Source organism: Comamonas sp. A7-5 (assembly GCF_039581385.1).
In the GTDB taxonomy this organism is placed as follows: domain Bacteria; phylum Pseudomonadota; class Gammaproteobacteria; order Burkholderiales; family Burkholderiaceae_C; genus Comamonas; species Comamonas thiooxydans.
In genome coordinates this window covers 373967-391880 of record NZ_JBCPWO010000005.1, presented here as the reverse complement: position 1 = coordinate 391880, position 17914 = coordinate 373967, and the positions used below count along the sequence as shown (strand labels likewise).

At 61.7% G+C, this 17914-nt stretch carries 16 protein-coding genes; 10 read left to right on the top strand and 6 right to left on the bottom strand.

From position 1 onward, the window contains the following. Positions 1 to 27 precede the first annotated feature (27 nt). The 7 genes from AAIL67_RS12165 to AAIL67_RS12135 are packed head-to-tail and all read left to right on the top strand — an operon-like array spanning position 28 to position 8631. On the top strand, positions 28 to 1365 hold the full coding sequence (locus AAIL67_RS12165) for a histidine kinase (protein ID WP_224649156.1): 1338 nt from the start codon (positions 28 to 30) through the stop codon (positions 1363 to 1365). Next, positions 1362 to 2696 (top strand): CpaF family protein, encoded by a 1335-nt coding sequence (locus AAIL67_RS12160; RefSeq protein WP_224649155.1) that lies wholly within the window; start codon positions 1362 to 1364, stop codon positions 2694 to 2696. The genes AAIL67_RS12165 and AAIL67_RS12160 overlap by 4 nt, the downstream gene beginning before the upstream one ends. Then, entirely contained in the window at positions 2689 to 3654 is a 966-nt protein-coding gene (locus AAIL67_RS12155) for a type II secretion system F family protein (RefSeq protein ID WP_224649153.1), read from the top strand. Before AAIL67_RS12160 ends, AAIL67_RS12155 begins: the two co-directional genes overlap by 8 nt. Next, positions 3654 to 4607 (top strand): type II secretion system F family protein, encoded by a 954-nt coding sequence (locus tag AAIL67_RS12150; RefSeq protein WP_034355112.1) that lies wholly within the window; start codon positions 3654 to 3656, stop codon positions 4605 to 4607. The genes AAIL67_RS12155 and AAIL67_RS12150 overlap by 1 nt, the downstream gene beginning before the upstream one ends. Further along, positions 4604 to 6280 carry a tetratricopeptide repeat protein gene (locus AAIL67_RS12145; protein WP_224649151.1) on the top strand — a complete coding sequence of 559 codons (1677 nt, stop codon included), beginning with the start codon at positions 4604 to 4606 and terminating at the stop codon, positions 6278 to 6280. The genes AAIL67_RS12150 and AAIL67_RS12145 overlap by 4 nt, the downstream gene beginning before the upstream one ends. Positions 6281 to 6297: 17 nt before the next feature. After that, positions 6298 to 6723, top strand: a complete 426-nt coding sequence (locus AAIL67_RS12140; protein WP_224649149.1) for a DUF3613 domain-containing protein — start codon at positions 6298 to 6300, stop codon at positions 6721 to 6723. Between the two features lie 21 nt (positions 6724 to 6744). Next, positions 6745 to 8631, top strand: a complete 1887-nt coding sequence (locus tag AAIL67_RS12135) for a TadG family pilus assembly protein (protein WP_224649147.1) — start codon at positions 6745 to 6747, stop codon at positions 8629 to 8631. A gap of 6 nt (positions 8632 to 8637) precedes the next feature. On the opposite strand, the gene AAIL67_RS12130 is transcribed toward AAIL67_RS12135, so the two are convergent. The 6 genes from AAIL67_RS12130 to apaG all read right to left on the bottom strand — a co-directional run bounded on the left by AAIL67_RS12130 (position 8638) and on the right by apaG (position 14917). Continuing rightward, positions 8638 to 9129 carry a CinA family protein gene (locus tag AAIL67_RS12130; protein ID WP_224649145.1) on the bottom strand — a complete coding sequence of 164 codons (492 nt, stop codon included), beginning with the start codon at positions 9127 to 9129 and terminating at the stop codon, positions 8638 to 8640. Between the two features lie 23 nt (positions 9130 to 9152). Further along, positions 9153 to 9746 (bottom strand): phosphatidylglycerophosphatase A, encoded by a 594-nt coding sequence (locus AAIL67_RS12125; protein ID WP_343484116.1) that lies wholly within the window; start codon positions 9744 to 9746, stop codon positions 9153 to 9155. A 21-nt stretch (positions 9747 to 9767) separates the two neighbouring features. Further along, the gene (locus tag AAIL67_RS12120) at positions 9768 to 11384 is read right to left on the bottom strand and encodes a DUF4139 domain-containing protein (RefSeq protein WP_343484115.1); all 1617 of its coding nucleotides are present in this window, start codon (positions 11382 to 11384) and stop codon (positions 9768 to 9770) included. Positions 11385 to 11483: 99 nt separating this feature from the next. Continuing rightward, positions 11484 to 12461, bottom strand: coding sequence for a thiamine-phosphate kinase (gene thiL, locus AAIL67_RS12115; protein ID WP_343484114.1), 978 nt, complete (start codon positions 12459 to 12461; stop codon positions 11484 to 11486). Between the two features lie 61 nt (positions 12462 to 12522). Continuing rightward, positions 12523 to 14490 carry a site-specific recombinase gene (locus AAIL67_RS12110; RefSeq protein ID WP_343484113.1) on the bottom strand — a complete coding sequence of 656 codons (1968 nt, stop codon included), beginning with the start codon at positions 14488 to 14490 and terminating at the stop codon, positions 12523 to 12525. Positions 14491 to 14509: 19 nt separating this feature from the next. Continuing rightward, entirely contained in the window at positions 14510 to 14917 is a 408-nt protein-coding gene (apaG, locus tag AAIL67_RS12105) for a Co2+/Mg2+ efflux protein ApaG (RefSeq protein WP_063663542.1), read from the bottom strand. 31 nt (positions 14918 to 14948) lie between these two features. Between apaG and rpe the strand changes: the two genes are divergently transcribed. The 3 genes from rpe to speE all read left to right on the top strand — a co-directional run bounded on the left by rpe (position 14949) and on the right by speE (position 17913). Next, the gene (rpe, locus tag AAIL67_RS12100; RefSeq protein WP_063663544.1) at positions 14949 to 15629 is read left to right on the top strand and encodes a ribulose-phosphate 3-epimerase; all 681 of its coding nucleotides are present in this window, start codon (positions 14949 to 14951) and stop codon (positions 15627 to 15629) included. A gap of 196 nt (positions 15630 to 15825) precedes the next feature. After that, positions 15826 to 16509 (top strand): phosphoglycolate phosphatase, encoded by a 684-nt coding sequence (locus tag AAIL67_RS12095; protein ID WP_343484112.1) that lies wholly within the window; start codon positions 15826 to 15828, stop codon positions 16507 to 16509. A 138-nt stretch (positions 16510 to 16647) separates the two neighbouring features. Beyond that, a complete protein-coding gene (gene speE, locus AAIL67_RS12090; RefSeq protein WP_343484111.1) occupies positions 16648 to 17913 on the top strand; it encodes a polyamine aminopropyltransferase in 1266 nt (421 codons plus the stop codon). Position 17914 lies beyond the last annotated feature (1 nt).

Sequence of the window (17914 nt, the reverse complement as noted above, 5' to 3'; positions counted from 1 at the left end):
TGTCCGGGTAGAGGCATGAATATGCGCATGGACTCATCCCAACTCAATACCGCACAGCCAGGGGCGGCGAGAGGCAATGCACGAGTGGTGCTGGTCACCCAGTCGCCATCGCACGCTTTCTGGCTGGCGAGTGCTCTGGGTAGCGATGCGGAAGTGATACCGGTGGCAGGCGATCTGGCTGCGCTTCATACTGCGATTTCGGCGCCAGGGCTTGGCGTGGTGGTAGTGGATTTCTCGGCTCCCATGACGGAGGCTGCCATCGCCCTGGTCAGCGATCTGCGCGTCATATTCCCTGGGGTGGTGATCATGGGGGCTGGATCCGCCGTGGAGCCAATGTCCATGCGCGCAGCCCTGCGCTGTGGTGTGGCTGAATTCATTGACTGGGATGCGTCCGAAAGTGAGGCCAGCGTCGCCATCAGGCATCAGATGCATGTACGCAGTCAGCTGCCTGCGGCTGTAGCTCTGGAGCAGGAAACAAAAGGTTTCTCCCTGCCTTTGCTGGGGGCACGTGTAGGGATGGGAGTGACTACGCTGGCAACGCATCTGGCCGTGATGTTCCAGGAGATGCATGCCTATGACGTGAGAGGCGCCAAGAACAAGAAACAGCTTGCCAGGCCTTTTGGCGCAAGTCAGTTGCCGCTGGATGATTCCGCACATGCGGTATTGCTGGATCTGGGCTTGCCTGCACGCGATGGCTTGCTGTATCTGGGCATCGCTGGTGACTTCAGTTTTGTGGATGCGGTTCAGAATACGCGCCGCCTGGACGCGACATTGATCGAATCGGCCTTTGTCAAGCACTCCACGGGCACTGTGACTCTGGCCTGGCCTTCCGATCTGGGCATGCTGCGCGAAGTCAGCCCTGCGGCTGCAGCGGGCGTAGTCAACACGCTCAAGAGCTTGCTTGGGGTGCAGGTGATTGATCTGGGCGGCATGGTGCAGGCTGATTTTCTGGCGCCTTTGCTACGCGAGAGCGGACAGGGCTGGGTGGTTTGTGACCAGTCGCTGGGAGGCATTGTGTCTACGGCACAGATGCTCAAGGAGCTTGATGCCAAGGGTGTGAATCGCAGCACGCTCAAACTGGTGCTCAACCGCTTCAATGTGCAGGCCGGCCTGCCCGCCAAAGAGGTCGCGCAGCGCCTTGGTCTGGAATTGCTGCACGTGGTTCCGGATCGATCCACGGTTTTGCTGAATGCCGCCAGCTGTGGACAGTTGTTGTCGCAGTCGCTGCGCGGTGATCCCTATGTGACCTGTGTCAGAAGCATGGCCAGAGCATTGCTCAGCGGAGCGGTTGCGGCCGACAAGGTCGCGGCGCCAGCGTCGGGCGTTCTGGGGCAATGGGCCAAGCGATTGAGGAGAGGCGAATGAGCATGGATATTGTTTTCGCCGAAAAAAGCAGTCATTTTTCGGACTCGAAGCAACTGCTGCTGATCAAGAACGTCGCACACGAGCATTTGCTGACGCGTGTGGAGGAGCTTGGCGCGGTGTTTGCCAAATGGTCAACCAGTCGTGTGCGCCAGTTCGTGCACCAGGAGCTGGAGCAGTTTGTGCGTCAGCAGCGGTTTCCCGTCAATGACGAGGAGGTGCAATGGATTGCGCAGGCTCTGAACAAGGAGCTGTCGGGGCTGGGGCCGCTTGACGACTTGATGGCCGACCCGGAGGTCGAGGACATTCTGATCAACGGTTATCAGCGCGTATTCGTTTCGCGCAAGGGAATTTTGCAGCAGGAGGCCTTGCATTTCACCGACAACGCTCATGTGCTGCGCATCGTGCGCCGCATCATCTCACCGCTGGGGCGCCGCCTCGATGAATCCACGCCCATGGTCGATGCGCGCTTGCCGGATGGAGGGCGTATCAATGTGGTGATAGAGCCGTTGTCGCTGGACGGGCCTGCGGTGTCGATACGCAAGTTTCGCAATGATCCGCTGCGGGTTCAGGATCTGGTCGATTTCGGCACCATGGACGAAGGCATGGCCCGCTTGCTCGAGCTGGCGGTGCGCGAGCGCTGCAATATTCTTATCAGCGGCGGCACCAGTTGTGGCAAGACCTCCATGCTCAATGCGATTGCGGGCTTTATCCCCGCCAATGAGCGGGTGGTGACGATTGAGGATACGGCCGAGCTGACGCTGCCTCATCCGCATGTGGTGCGCATGGAAAGCCGCCCCGGTGGCTTTGAAGGCGCGGGAGTGGTCTCCATTCGGGATCTGCTGCGCAACAGCCTGCGCATGCGCCCGGATCGCATTGTGGTGGGCGAGGTGCGCGGCGCGGAAGTGCTGGAGATGTTGCAGGCCATGAACACCGGCCACGACGGCTCCATGGCCACCATCCACGCAAGCTCTCCGCGTGAGTGTCTGCATCGCATGGAGATGCTTGCCGGTTTTGCGGGCTTTCAGGGCAGCGAGGTCAGCCTGCGCCGCCAGATTGCCAATGCGCTCGACTTCATCGTGCAGATCAGCCGCCTGCCCAATGGCAAGCGGCGCATCACGTCGATCACCGAAGTCACAGGCATCATCGATAGCGTGATTGCCACGCAGGAGCTCTATCGTCACGAGCTGCTGCCGCAACCCGACGGCGAGGATCTGGAGCGTTGGACCACGCTGGGCATGGTGCCGCATACGCCCAAGCTGACGCGCTACCGTGCGGTGCTGCAGCACGCCGGAGGCAACGGCGCAAACCATGCGGGACTGCGCCATGGCTAGCAATGCGTTTTTGCTCCTGAGTCTGGCGCTGCTGATTGCGGCTGCCGCGATTGCGCTGTGGATGCTTGTCGGCCGGCAGCAGAGGACGCACCGTATGACCAGGCATCTGGAGCAGAGTCTGGAGAAAAGCGCGGCCGCTGCGGCCGGGTTTGTCGCCAAGGATGCGACATCGGCTTTTGATGGTTCAGTGGCGGATGCCTTACTGGGCAACGAGAAAAGAGCAGGCTGGCCGGTTCCCGCCATTTTGTTGGGGACGGCCAGTGCCAGACTTTTCTATGGCAGTCTGGCCTTGATTGTCGCGGCGTTTCTGATCGTTGGCTTTGCTGTTGGCTGGCTGGCCGGTAGTGCCGCGCTGGTGGTGCTGGGGATTGGCTTCTTCTTTTTGCTTTACACGCGGGCACAGAAGTACCGCACCAGGCTCACGCAGCAACTGCCCGGTTTTCTTGATAACACGGTGCGCCTGGTGACCATTGGCAACTCCGTTCAGGCAGCCTTCCAGATGGCTGTAGCCAGCACCAAAGACCCGTTGCAGTCGGTCATGGAAAAAGCCGCCAGTCTGGCCCGCGCGGGCATGGATCTGGAAAATGCGGTGGCCCATGTAGCGAGGCAGACCAGGCTGGACGAGCTGCACTTGCTGGCAGCTATTCTGCGCATCAGCGTGCGTTATGGCGGTCGGGTCGATCTGCTGCTGGAGCGTGTGGCCAATTTCATGCGCGACCGCGAACAGGCCGAGCAGGATCTCTCTGCCATGACGGCCGAAACGCGTCTGTCCGCCTGGGTGTTGAGCCTGCTGCCGGTGGCCGTGTGCTGTCTGATCATTTCCTTCAATGCGAGCTACTTTTTGAATATGTGGAATGACGCCAGTGGCCGCAACATCATCTGGGCAGCAGCTGCTTTGCAGGTCTTTGGTGTGCTGCTGCTCTACCGCATGGCCAAGCTCGATGAGGGGGCAGATTGATGGAGACATCCCGTCTTTTGCTGATGCTGAGCGTGGCATTTCTGGCCTTGGCGGCGCTGATCGGGGCGGCTTTGATTGCCTATGCGCATCAGCGACGCGAACGCAGTAGTCAGGTGGTGCGGGATGCACTGAGCCGCAGCGGCGCGGCTGCGGCGAATGAGGCTGCTACGCCTGCCAGGCCCGCAGATCTGCTGCGCTCGCTCAATGGCGATGGCGAGCTGCCTGCGCACTGGCTCAATACCTCGCTTGGCAAGGCGTTGGTTGCACAGGAAGATCGCATTTTGCTGAGCAAATGCGGTTGGGGATCGACTCGCGCGCAGCTGCAGTATTTGATAGCGCGCTGCGTGGTCTCTGTACTGTTTTCGCTGCTTGCTGCCTTTGTTTTTTCGGGCAGCAAGCAATTTCTGCTCTACCTGTTTGCAGCGTTCACCATAGGCTTTCTGCTTCCCAAATGGGTGCTGCGCAGCGTGGCTCGCCGCCGCAGGGCCAGCGTCGCCCGCGAGCTGCCTTTGCTCGTCGATTTGCTGGGCTTGCTGCAAGGCACGGGCATGAGTCTGGACCAGACCCTGCAGGTGATTGGCTCCGATTTCGGCAACGTCATGCCCGTGCTTTCGCGAGAGATACAGCTGGCCAACCAGCAGTACAGCCGGGGCAGCACGCGTGAGCGTTCCTTTGGGCGCATGAGCGAGGTCTATCAGAACGACAACCTGGCCAATCTGACATCGCTGATGATTCAGATCGACAGATACGGCGGAGCCGTGCAGGAGCCGCTGCGCATTTTTGGCGAACGTCTGCGTGAGCAGCGCAAGGCCAAGATGAAGGAGTTGATAGGAAAGATCTCGGTCAAGATGACTGCCGTCATGGTGGTGACGCTGCTTCCGGCCCTGATCATCATTACAGCCGGACCGGGGTTCCTTGCCGTGATTCGGGCGCTGGGAGGAATGACGAAATGAAAAAAGAAAGCCGATATCTGATGCTGCCATTGGCCGCTGCAACCATGGCCCTGCTGTCGGGCTGCTCCAGCATGGGTAATCTGCTGGGGCAGAGCCAGCCCGTGTTGTCGCCCGCAGCCAAGGCCGCAGCAGACAGACCGCTGGAGAAGGAGGCGGTGGTCGACACGCAGGACACTTACCTCGCTCTGGTCAAGCAGATGCAGTCCAAGTCGCTCTGGTATGCCTCCATTGCGCACCTGGATGCACTGGACAAGCAGTGGGGCGCTTCCAGCGATTCGCGGCTGCTGCGCGCCGATGCATTGCGTCAGGTGGGGCAGCTCAGTGCGGCCATCCCCATTTACCAGGGCCTGCTGGGCAGCGCCAAGGACGGAGCCGCACGCTACGGCCTGGGCCGTGTGGCCGCAGAGCAGGGCGACTTTCGCAGTGCCGCTCTGCAGATGGAGCAGGCGCGCATGAGCAATCCCGTGGACTCGCGCCTGTTGACCGATCTGGGCTATGCCTATCTGCGTGCGCGTGATCTGAATGCAGCGCGCATCCCTTTGATGCAGGCGGCGCAGCTCAACCCCGAGGACGCTCAGGCCAGTGTCAATCTGAGCCTGTTCATGATGGTCAGCGGCCAGAGCGCGCAGGCCGAGGAATTCATGCGCCAGCGCAAGCTGGATGCACAGACCCAGCAACTGGTCAAGGAGCAGGCTGGGGAGTGGTTGAGGACTGCAAGCCTGGCCGCGGCAAAGCCTGCCGCGGCTGCGACCGGAAAGGTCGTCAACCTCTCTCGTCCGGAAGTGAAAACCGCCCCCGAGGCCGTGGCCAGTTCCGGGAAATCCGCCGAAGTGCCGGAGCCTGCCGCAGCGCAGGAGGTGCCCACCGCAAAAAAGCCCGCACCGGAGCCTGAAGCCGCAAAGGCTCCGGTGGTGGTAGTCAAGGCAGCGGAGTCTGTGCAGCCTCCTGCTCAAACGTCCCAGTCCCCGTTGCCGCTGCCCGCAGCTGCGCCAATGATGGCGCGGAATGTGGAGCGGGGGCCCAGTGGTGGTCAGTGGATGGTCTCTGGCGGCAGCTTCGATGCAGGGCGACCACGTCACCCTGGTCAGGGGGCGAGCCAATTGATGCCAGCAGCTCCGCAAACCTATGCCTACGCGCCGCCTGTGCCTGTGCAGACAATTGACGCTCCTGTCGATGTAGCAGCTGCCGCTTCATTGGAAATGACTTTAGTGCCAAAGCAGTCTGAAATGGCTGTAAATAAAGCGCAACTAGTTCCTGCTTTGATAGCAAAAACTGCGCCGCCGCTGGAGGCCACCGTGGCGACGGCTTCTCAGTCCTTCAGGCAGGAGGCGGGCAAAGCTGCACAGCCTCTGTTTAACGAGGCGATGCCCGCCAAACTGCAGCAGGCGCAACCAGCGCAGGCTACACGCGCCGAGTCTGCACCGCAGCCCGTGATCTCGCGCCAGCCCGTGCGCCCGACAAGATCAGTGCCGGACGCTGCGGTGGTGATGGCGGCGGCATATCCTGCCGCCGTTCGCCAATCCGGTGAATCCGGTAGCAAACAGGCTGTGCAAGCCCTGCTGCCCCAGCGCGCAGCGGCGGGCGGCTTGTTTTTCGAGACGCCCGATGAAGATGCCGGCAGCAAGCCTGTAGCTTCTGCCAAGAAGAGTGCACCCGAGCGTGCCTGGCCCTGAACCTTCAAGGAGTCCCCATGAATATGCAGACAGCATTCACCCAACGGGCCCGCGCATTCACCTTGGCGTTGATGGCTCTCGGCATGGCCTCGGCCGTCTTGGCGCAGGCCAGCAGCAATACCGGCATCGGCACGGGCGTGACCAATATGAGTGCCCCGCGAAGCCCGGTTTCAGCGCCCACAGCACCTGCGCAGGCTGCGGTGACCCAGACGCCGGCTCCAGGCAACGCTTCCCTGACGCCGCCCGCAAGCAATCGTGTGGGCGATGCCACCAGCTATCTGCTGGCGCTGCAGGCCAGTGGGCAGTACGCATCGCGCAATGCCTATCCCGTGACAAGCGATGTGGCCCAGCGCAGCTATCAGCGCTATCTGGAGAGCTTTACCCACAAGATCCCGGAAAGCTCGGAAACACAGGTGGGCAGCAAGACAGGTGGTAGCCGCTAAGCGGTCAGCGAGGTTTTCTGCATGCAGTCTTTTGCCAAAGACCTGAGCCGTGTTCGCATTCGTCGCCAATCGGGCTCTGTGGCGACGCTGGGGGCGCTCTGGCTGATGATTGCCGTGATCTGCCTGGCAACCATCGATATCGGCAATGTGTTCTGGCAGAAGCGTGAGTTGCAGAAGATTGCGGATTTGGCTGCGTTGGCGGGGGCCCAGGGCGAAACTCCGGCAGCCTGCCAGGCGAATGCGGCTCGTATCGCGACCTTGAACGGGATGACGGGGGCGCCGCAGGTTGAATGCGGAAACTGGACCCCAAGTCCCGGGGTGGCCGATACCAGGACCTATTTTGTGAATGGGGCCAGCCCGTTGAATGCTTCCCGTGTGACCGTTGCGCGAACGGTGCCGTATTTGTTCCTGTTTTCAGTGACTGCCGCGAATGGCCGTCAAGTCGAAGCCGTTGCAACCGCGGCGCGAAGCAGGCCGTTGGCACAGCTGAGAATCAGAAGCACCTTGCTTGTCATCGACGATAAACAATCGGCCATTTTGAATCCGATCATTGGTGGTTTGCTGGGGGGGAATTTGAATATTCAGGCAGTGGGCTGGAACGGTCTGTCTAATGCCCATGTCTCTCTGCTCGATTTCTTCAAGGAATTAGGCGGAAAAAAAGGACTCATAGATATCAATGCGACCGTTATTGATTACGAGAAGATATTGGATGCGCCTATTTCTGCTCTGGATGTGGTCAACGTCATGCTGACGCTTTTCCAAAGGCCGATTTCCAATGGAGACTCTGCCTCCGCAGTCAATGCAGCTATTACCGCACTAAATGCCGTGATTGCCGCCAATATATCCAATGTGCAGATCACGCTTAGACAAATATTGAATGTCAGTTCAGGCTTGCCGGAAGCTGCATTGCAGACGCAACTGAACGCCTTGAACATCATCCAGCTGCTGGCTCAGGTTTCAGGGCAGAAGAACGGAGTGGCCGTCAAGGGAAATGCACTGGATATTCCAGGAGTGGCAGGCGTAAAGCTCAACCTGAAGGTGATCGAGCCGCCTCAGGCATCGGTGATTGCCGCCTTGCCCACCACCAGCGCATCCTCTTATGCCAACGCTGCAGTGGCAGTGAAGACCGCTCAGATTCAAGCGCTGATATCAGTAGATCTCAAGGTGCTGGACGGCCTGTCCGGGCTCGTCAATGCACTGGGAGGCTTGATTGGCTTGCTGACCAGTGTCTCGCCTCAACTGACAACGTTGCCCACCCGGTTCGATGTGCAGGTCGAAGGGGTTGGGGCGCAGGCCTGGGTTGAGAATGGTCAATGCTTGCCCACCAAGAGGATGAGGGTCCATGCTGAAACCTCGGTGGCCAAGATCCGGTTCGGGCGGTTCGGCAACTCTGCTGACGAGGCATTCACGAATGCCTTCAGCAATAATCCATCAAGCTATCTGCAGCCCTTCAAGATTATCGATATAGGTCGCCAGAATTTACTTTCTAGAGAGGCTGGATATTATGGAGGAATAGGCTTAAAGCTTGACTCCTCGGAGGCCTTGAAAGATTCCAAGATATTCGATTTGAGTGCGCCTGACAGCCTGCTGTCCTTGAACAGCAACAATGAAGCGTTTCAGAAATTTAGTATGAATGGCTTGATATCAAGTTTACAGGGACTTTTGATAAAAAATAAGATTGAGATCATTCAGCCACCGTCCGGCAATGATGTTCTGGCCGCTGTTCTGGATCTTGTGACCAAGCTGGTCGCGGAAGTCCTGAAAACAGTGTCCACCGTGGTGGCGCAAATCCTGGCACCTCTGCTGGACCCCGTATTGAATCAGCTCCTGGGACTTCTCGGGATCGATCTGGCACAGGCCGAGTTGGAGGGGCGCATGGACTGCGGAACGGTTGCGTTGGTCTACTAGTGGCAATCAATGCAGGTTTTCAAGAACCGTCTTCAAGATGTGCGACGTCGTTTCCAGACGAATCCGGGCCCGTGATCCCTGCAGATTCAGTGGCATGCTGTAGATCGATTGACCCAGACCCCACCCCACCCACACCGTCCCCACAGGCTTTTCAGCAGAGCCTCCGCTAGGGCCCGCAATCCCCGTCACGGCAATGCTGACCTGGGCGCGTGAGTGACGGATGGCGCCTTCAGCCATGGCGCGCACGACTTCCTTGCTGACGGCGCCGTGCTTTGCGATCAGCTCGGCAGGCACGCCTAGCATCTCGGTCTTGGCCTCGTTGGAGTAGGTCACGAAACCACGTTCGAACCATTGGCTGGAGCCTGCGAGATCGGTGCAGGCTGCGGCAATCATGCCGCCGGTGCAGCTTTCGGCGGTGGCCAGCATCCAGCCTTTTTCGGTCAGCCTGGCGGCCAGCTGCCGAACCAGTTCTTCGATATTGGCTTCTTGTGTGCTCATCGTCTCCTCCAGGACTCACGCGGTCAGAAGAAATGTCGCCAGAGGGCCACGATCAGCAGGGTGCAGAAGGCAGCAACCAGGTCATCCCACATGATTCCCCAGCCACCGCGCAGGCCGAAGCCTTTGAACAGGCGGTCGGCCCATTTGACGGGCTGGGGCTTGACGGCATCAAAAAATCGGAACAGCGCAAAGCAGGTGAGCTGGCCCCAGAAGCCCATGGGCATGCACAGCCACAGAACAATCCACATGGCGACCACTTCGTCCCAGACGATATGGCCGGGGTCGGCCACGCGCATATGCTTTGCGGTGACGGTGCAGGCCCACCAGCCTACGGGAATGCTGGCGGCAATCAGCCAGCCGATCTGTGCCGGGCTCAGCCACAGTGCCAGCACCAGATAGGCCAGCCAGGCCCACAGGCTGCCCACCGTGCCGGGGGCGACGCGGGGCAGGCCGGAGCCAAAGCCCAGAGCAATCAGATGGGCCGGGTGTTGCAGCATGAACTTCACGCTGGGGTGGGCGATTCCCGCCGCATTCGTGCCGGGGTGTGCTTTGTTATTGATAGCTGCTTGCGCAATATCGGCAGGCGCTGCAGCGCTGTTTGATGAGTCATCCGTCATGGCGTGATGATAAGCGCAGGCTTATTGCAGTCCGGTGATGGGCTGGTTTTCGGGAAAGCGGATCTGGTGCGTGGCCTGGAATTGGGCCGTGCTGCGGGCGGCCAGATTCTGCTCCCAGGCAACCATGCCGTTTTGCGCATTCCAGCTGGTGGTGGCTGGCTGCGGGCTGTATTGCGACTGCACCTTGATCTGCTCATTGCGTGAAACAGGGGCCGAGTCCAGCACCTGCAGTGCGATGGGCTGGTTGTGACGGTTTTCGACGGCGTAGCTGCGCACGATGCTGCGCTCGGTCTTGCTGCTGACCCAGCCGCCGCTGCCGGTATGACTTTGCGCAGGCAGGCGGCGCACCACGACGTTGTCATCGCGGCCAAAAGACAGTCCTTGCGCCAGTGCCTGGGCGTTGCCAAAGTCCAGCCTGCCATTGCCAACCAGCGCCTCGTCACGGAACAGTGCTATCGGGCCCGCCGGCCAGATGCCTGGCGGAGCCTGTAGCGTGGCAATCAGATAGGCCGCCTCTTCCATGGCCGGCGCGGTGCGGGTCAGCAGGCTGGTGGCGAGATTTTCCTGGCCTAGCGACAGCGTGATGCGCTCGGCGCTGGAGGGCACGCTGATCTTGTACGGCACGATGAATTGCGTGCTGTAGGCCGTGTTGATGCTGGAGACATCGAGCACCGGCAAGTCCGGTGCTGCTGCCTCTTCGCGTATCGCCCGGGCTCCGCTGCGCGCCATCATGGCGACGGGGGCTGGTGCCGGAGCGGCGGGGGGCATTGGCTGGGCGATATCCACCGTCCAGGGGCGCGGCATGACACCCTGGGTGCTGCGGCTGGGTTGGCCGGTGGACAGGCGCAGGCGCACATTGCTCCAGTCCTCGCCACTGGCCTGCACGACCAGGGCCTGGCGCTCCAGCTGCACCTGCTGCTTGGTGGTGTTCAACTGAGCGCGGTAGCTAGGCTGCCAGCTGGGGCCGCGCACCTGATAGCTCAGGCGCACATTGGCAGCGCGTGCGCTGGCCAGTTGCACGCTGACTTTCATGACCTGAGACTGCTCGGAGCCCGTGCGGTCGCGCTCCTGGCGCAGAGGCTGCAACTGCGCCAGCAGATCCTGCTTCTGGCGCTGAATCTGGTGAGCACGCAGGCTGTTGTCGCGGCTGGTCTGGCGCAGGGCCTGGCTGGTGCCGGCGATCTGAGCGGGGCTGATTCTGGCTTCGTCGCCGGGCTTGCTCATGCCCTGCAGAAAATCGCCCACCAGCCTGGCTGCTCCTTCTTCGGCCTCGATGTTTGCGAGCTGATCCTCAAGACTGCGAATCTGCTGGTCCAGCGGGCTGGTGCATTCCTTGGCAGCCATCTGCCTGGACTGCATCAGGGTCTTGATCTCACCCACGCGCACGCCTTCATCTCCGCTGATCTGCAGGCTTTGTGTGTCCACGCTGGAGGGCAGGCATTCAAAGCTGAGCAGGCGTGTCTGGGCGTCGATGCGAGCCTCGCGCTGTACGGCGGCGATGCCGGGATAGAGCGTGACTTCTGTGATGGGCGCGCGATTGCCCGAGACACTGAGGCTGCTGGCGTCGGCCAGGGCGAGCCCGGGCAAAGCAGCTGCGACACAGACCATGGATACGGGCAGAAGACGGCTTGAACGCATTGGGCAGCTCTTGTGGATAGCGAGGGCTTGAGCTTAACCCAGGGCTCTGGGCGCGCCGCTTGTCAGGTGCCGGCCGCCTCCTGCCCGCGTGCTCGGCGTTCAGCTGCCGAAGTGGTCGAAGGATTTCCAGCGGTTTTGCAGCAGGGCTCCATTTGCGTCGATCACGCGCAGGCCCGGCTCGGCATCGATGCGGCCTATGCGATGCACAGTCGTGCCGCTGGCAGCGCCTGCTGCCAGCACGTCGGCATGCCGGGCTGCGGGGGCGGTAAAACACAGCTCGTAGTCATCGCCGCCTGCCAGTGTGCATTGCTGCTGCAGCTTTGAATCGAATTGCCATGCATCGCTTTGCGGATAGGCGGCTGCGGCCATCAAGGGCGTGGTGCAGCGGCTGTCTACCGTGGCCCCGACGCTGGACAGCTCCAGAATATGGCCGAGATCGCCGAGCAGGCCGTCGCTGACATCCAGCGCGCTGCTGGCAATGCCGCGCAGCGCCAGGCCCAGGGCCACGCGCGGCGTGGGCGCTTCCAGCCGCTGGCGAGCCTGCTGCAGCAGCTCGGCAGGCAATTGCACATGGCCCAGCATGGCCTCCAGTGCCAGGCGTGCATCGCCCAGAGTGCCGCTGACCCAGATCTCATCGCCGGCCCTGGCGCCGCTGCGCAACAAGGCCTGGCCGGCAGGGACTTCGCCAAATACGGTAATGCAGATATTGAGCGGGCCGCCCGTGGTGTCGCCGCCGATCAGCTCGCAGTCATGGGCATCGGCCAGAGCCAGCAGGCCGGTTGCAAATTCGCTGATCCAGTCTTCGTCGGCACGGGGCAGAGACAGGGCCAGCGTGAACGCCAGAGGCCTGGCGCCGCTGGCGGCCAGATCGCTGAGATTGACGGCCAGAGCCTTGTGACCCAGCAGGCGCGGGTTCACGTCGGCAAAGAAATGGCGGCCCTCGACCAGCATGTCGCTGGAGATGGCCAGCTGCATGCCGGGGGCCGGGGCCAGCAGCGCGCAATCGTCGCCCACGCCCAGGGCGGCGCGACGTACGGGGCGCTGGAAGTAGCGGCGGATCAGATCGAATTCACCCATGAAGTCTCTGGCCGCCCGCGATGCTGCGGCCTGGTGGCCGCTGGTCGGCGGCGGTTAAAGGTCAAGGCCAGAAAAAGCTCAGCGGCCTGCGCCAGAAGCGCTGGCGTATCGCCTTGTAGATGCGCGAGCGGTCCACGCCGCTGACGTTGTGGGCACGCAGGGCGACGCGGAAAGCCAGATAGAAGCTCACCCCCACGTTCAGCGCCGCATTGAAGGGCAGCATGGCCACGGCCCACCACAGCAGGTCGTCATGCAGCACCTCCCAGCCCAGCGATGCCACGGCCACGCCGATCTGGCCCGTGGACAGGGTGACGTGGCGCACTTCCAGTCCCAGACCGAAGAAGGCCGCAAATGCAGGCACCAGCCCCAGCATGAAACCCAGCGAGATATTGGATGCCAGGCTGGAGACATTCTTGCGCAAGAAGCTTGCCCAGCGATCCGCGCGGCCCGTGCCCAGAAAGCGGGTGATGCGCGGGTTGTAGCGAATCACCGAATCGATGTTGCGTAGCACAAACCAGTTTTCCGCACCACCGGCAATCAGGCTGCTGACAAACAGCAGCACGCCGGTAAAGGCGGCGAAGAGCACCGACGGCCCCAGCAGACTCAGCGAGTCCAGCACCTGGCGCGCATGCGGGGTGCTGAGCGCCTGATGACCGACAAGATAGGCATAGCCCAGCGACAGCAGCAACGCACCGGGGAAGACGATGAGCACATTGCCCAGAATGGCCGCCACCTGGGAGCGCACCAGATGGGCGACTTCGTCGACGAACTCCTGGATGGAGCCATCACTTTGGATGTCCTTGAGCTTGGCCGCCATGGCCGGCGCCGTCATGGCCGGCTGCTTGGTGGCCACCGTGAAGTGCAGCATCTGGATCAGCACAAAGCTGATGGCGTAGTTGAAGCCCGCAGCCAGTCCCGACCAGAAGACGGACAGGCCCAGCGCATACAGTGCGAACTTGGCCAGCGTGGTGAAGGCCATCACAAAGCCGCCGCCGGCGGCCTTGGCAACCATCTTGCGGTATTCGCTGCCGTCGCGGGTGATGTAGTGCTCGCCGGTTTCGGCGCTGCGCTCGGCCACCTTGGCCGCCAGCAGCGACGAGTTGGTGGACATCAGCGCACGCACGCTGCGCCGCTCTATGCCCACGGCCACGAGGTTGGAGAGCAGCTCTGACGTCTCGTAGGCGCGGTCTTCTGCCAGCAGGCAATCGAGCAGGCGGCGAATGCGCAGAATGCGCGCACGCACCTGGCGCAGGCGGAAGATCAGGCCGACTGAAATGCCTTCGGCCTCGACATAGGAGTAGACCGACGATACGGCGGCGCGGCAGGCCTCGAGCCGTTCGCGCAGCTGGGCGGCTGCGGCGTCGCGCCTGTCGGTGGTGCGCAGCGGCAGCATGACCTCCACACGCAGGTTCTCCACATCGTGGATCAGCGCATGAAACGGTTTTTCCTCGCGTGCCTGCTCACTCATGCGCAGACGCAGCTCTGGGGCAAACCCCGTGGAGAGAATCTGGCCCGCGCAATAGGTGATGGCATCCAGCAGGTTGCGCTCCCAGAAGCTCACACCTTCTTCGAGCTGTTGCGGGGTCAGCAAGGTGGTGATGCGGGCCATGAGTTGGCTGTCCAGCGCATGCAGCCAGCGGGCGTCGAAACGGTCGGGAAAGACCAGCATGAACAGCTCGGAGGCATCCTCGGTCTCGGGCGTGCTGGGCAGCAGCTTGTAGCGCAGGCGTTCGGCCACTTCGCTGGCCATGGCCGTGCGCGGGGCAAAGCCGAAATCGGCCAGCAGGGCGGTGATGTCCACCGTCTCCATCAGCGTCTGGCTCCAGCGGCGCAGCCGGGACAGGGCCTCGGGATCGGCCTCGAAGGCCTCGACGATCTGTTTCACGCGCTGCACGGCGCCTTCGACAGAGGGTTCGGCTGCGCGTATCCATTCGGCCAGATGGATCAGCCACAGATGGCGTTGCGCAAGGCCTGCATCGGGGTCCAGGGACGCCAGCAGGCCGGGCAGGTCAAGAGTGCTTTTCTTCATGCAAATGTGGGTGCTTGCCTCAGTGCAGAACGCGCTTCTCAGGCATGGGCATGGGGCCGCCGGACTCATTCATCTGCAATACGAAGAGCGGAATCTCGCACTCGAAGGTCTCGCCCTCGTGGTTCACGCAGAGATAGCTGCCGCGCATGGTGCCCGTGGGCGTGCGCAGTTGGCAGCCGCTGCTGTATTCAAAGGATTCACCAGGCTGCAGCAGCGGCTGTCGGCCCACCACGCCCAAGCCTTTGACCTCTTCGACATGGCCCAGCTCGTTGGTGATGATCCAGTGCCGCGCAATCAGCTGCGCCGGCACCTCACCCGTGTTGGTGACGGTAATGGTGTAGGAAAACACATAGACGCCGGCGGCCGGGGCAGATTGCTCAGGCAGGTAGGCGGGCTGGACTTGGACCAGAAACTCATTCATCGGCATGAGCTAATGGTAACTGCGACAATTGCAATCCATGAGCCCCACCTACCGTATTGCCCCCTCCATCTTGTCAGCCGACTTCGCCCGTCTGGGTGAAGAAGTGCGTAATGTCATTGCGGCCGGCGCCGACTGGATCCACTTTGACGTGATGGACAACCATTACGTGCCGAATCTGACCTTCGGCCCCATGATCTGTCAGGCTTTGAAGCCCCATTCGGTCACACCCGATGGCAAGCCCGTGCCCATCGACGTGCATCTGATGGTGCAGCCCGTGGACGATCTCGCCACGGCCTTTGCCAAGGCGGGTGCGGACTACATCAGCTTCCACCCCGATGCCTCGCAGCATGTGCACCGCAGCATCCAGAACATCAAAAGCCACGGCTGCAAGGCCGGTCTGGTGTTCAATCCCGCCGCATCGCTGGAGGTGCTGGACTGGATGATCGAAGACATCGACCTGATCCTCTTGATGAGCGTGAACCCCGGCTTCGGCGGTCAAAGCTTTATTGATAGCACGCTGCGCAAGATCGAAAAGGCCCGCAAGTTGATCGATGCTTCTGGCAAAGACATTCGCCTGGAAGTGGACGGCGGCATCAAGGAAGCCAATATCCGCGCCGTGGCCGATGCCGGTGCCGACACCTTTGTGGCTGGCAGCGCCATCTTCGGCAAGCCGGATTACAAGGCTGTCATCGACACCATGCGCAAGAATCTTGCTTGACTCCCGCTTAAGGCGCTGCGCCCCGCAGCTCCTTTGCACTGAGGCGGCGAAGCCGCCCAGGTCTGGCTCCCTGCCCTGGCTTCGGCTGCGCTTGATGCAAGAGCGCGGCTTTTGGAGTCGGGGCTTGAGGGTTTTAGTTTTTTTGGCTGCAAGCCCAATATTGAAAAGCGCATGCAGCTATTGAATTGATAGTTGTATGAAGCTGAATCTGCCTGCTCCCGCCGCCGCCCTGGAACTGGATGCCGTCATGGTCGACCTCGATGGCACCATGGTGAACACGCTGGGGGACTTTGCCGAAGCGCTCAACCGCATGCTGGCCGATTTGCAACTGCCGGCCATCAAGCCGCAGATCATCGAAAACATGGTGGGCAAGGGCAGCGAGCATCTGATCCGTTCCGTGCTGGCGCATGTGGAGGCGTCGGACATCGATGCCCTGTATCCCCGGGCCTGGCAGCGTTATGAGCACCATTACCTGGCCATCAACGGCCAGTTTGCCGATGTCTATCCGGGCGTGGCCGAAGGTCTGCAGGCACTCCAGTCCCTGGGGCTGCGCATGGCCTGTCTGACCAACAAGCCTTTGTCCTTTGCCCAGCCCCTGCTGGCCGCCAAGGGGCTGGACGGCTTTTTCGACTGCGTGTTCGGTGGCGACTCCTTCCCGCGCAAAAAGCCCGACCCCATGCCGCTGGTCGAAACCTGCAAGGCCTTGGGCAGCGAACCCGCGCGCACGCTGATGGTGGGCGACTCCAGCAACGATGCCCAGGCTGCCCATGCCGCCGGCTGCCCCGTGGTGCTGATGACCTACGGCTACAACCACGGCCAGCCCATCACGGCTGTCGAGGCCAGGGCTCATCTGGATTCGTTGGAACAGCTTGTGGTGTGATGCCGTCTGTTGGTCCGCATATCTGGCAGGAAAGAGTGCGGATAAGCATATTTGCTAGAGTCATTTGCTTTGTTTGAACCAATGTCGGCTCGTGCATCGCCTTGCAGCCGGCAGAGAACGAAGGGGGACTCACGCCACATGCACGGATTGCACCTGACTGCCGACCTTTACCAATGCGCAGGCCATGAGCGCTACATGCTCGATGCCGACGCCATCGCCGGGCTTTGCCGCGAACAGACTGCGGCCTCGGGGCTGACCCTGGTGGATGACACCTGGGTGAAGTTCCCGCCCTATGAAGGCCAGCCCGGCGGGGTGACGGGTACGGTGCTGCTGGCGGAGTCCCATCTGGCCATACATACCTGGCCCGAGACGGGCAGTGTCACCATCGACGTCTATGTGTGCAATTTTTCCGCCGACAACTCGGGCAAGGCCCGCCGTCTGATGGAAGGCGTGATCGACGCTTTTGTGCCCAAAAAGGTGCTGCGCCAGCAATTGATGCGCGGCGACATCGGCATGGCGCAGCCGGCAGACCATGCCGTGGACCCTGCACCCGAGCCCGAATTCGGCTGGGCCTGGGAGCAGCTCACGTCCCATGCACGCTTTGGCTATCGCGCCACGGCGTTGCAGACGCTGCAGACCCCATACCAGAAGCTGGAGTTGCTGCAGACGCCGCAGTTCGGCAAGGTGCTGCGTCTGGATGATTGCTTCATGACTTCCGAGGGCGAGGAGTTCTTCTATCACGAGGCCCTGGTGCACCCGGTCGCCACGGCCCACCCCGCGCCGCGCAAAGCCTTGATTCTGGGAGGCGGCGATGGCGGGGCCGCCGAGGAGTTGCTCAAGCATCCGAGCATCGAGCGGGTGCTGCTGGCCGAGCTGGACGAGGCCGTGGTGCATTTTTCGCGCCAGCATCTGCATGCCGTGCATCGTGGTGCGCTCGATGATGCCCGTGTTGAGGTCTGCATAGGCGATGGTCTGGCACTGATGGAGGCAACGGATGAGCGCTTTGATCTGGCACTGATGGATTTGACCGATCCCGATACCCCGGCCAGCGCCCTGTATGCGCCTGACGCGCTGGCACGCATGAAGCGCGTGCTGGCGCCGGGCGGCGCGCTGGTGCTGCATCTGGGCAGCCCTGTCTTCCACGGTCTGCAGGTGGCCGAACTGGTGCGCATCCTGCGTCAGCAGTTTGCCGTGGTGCGCTGCTATGGCCTCTATATTCCGCTTTACGGCGCTTACTGGGGGCTGGCCGTGGCCTCCGATGAGCTCGATCCGCTGGAGCTGAAGGCGCAGCAAGTGGCCGAGCGCCTCAGGCAGCGCAAGGTGCGGGATCTGCAGTACTACAACGAACACGTGCACGGCGCGCTGTTTGCGCTGCCCAACTATTACCGCGAGCTGCTCAAGTGAG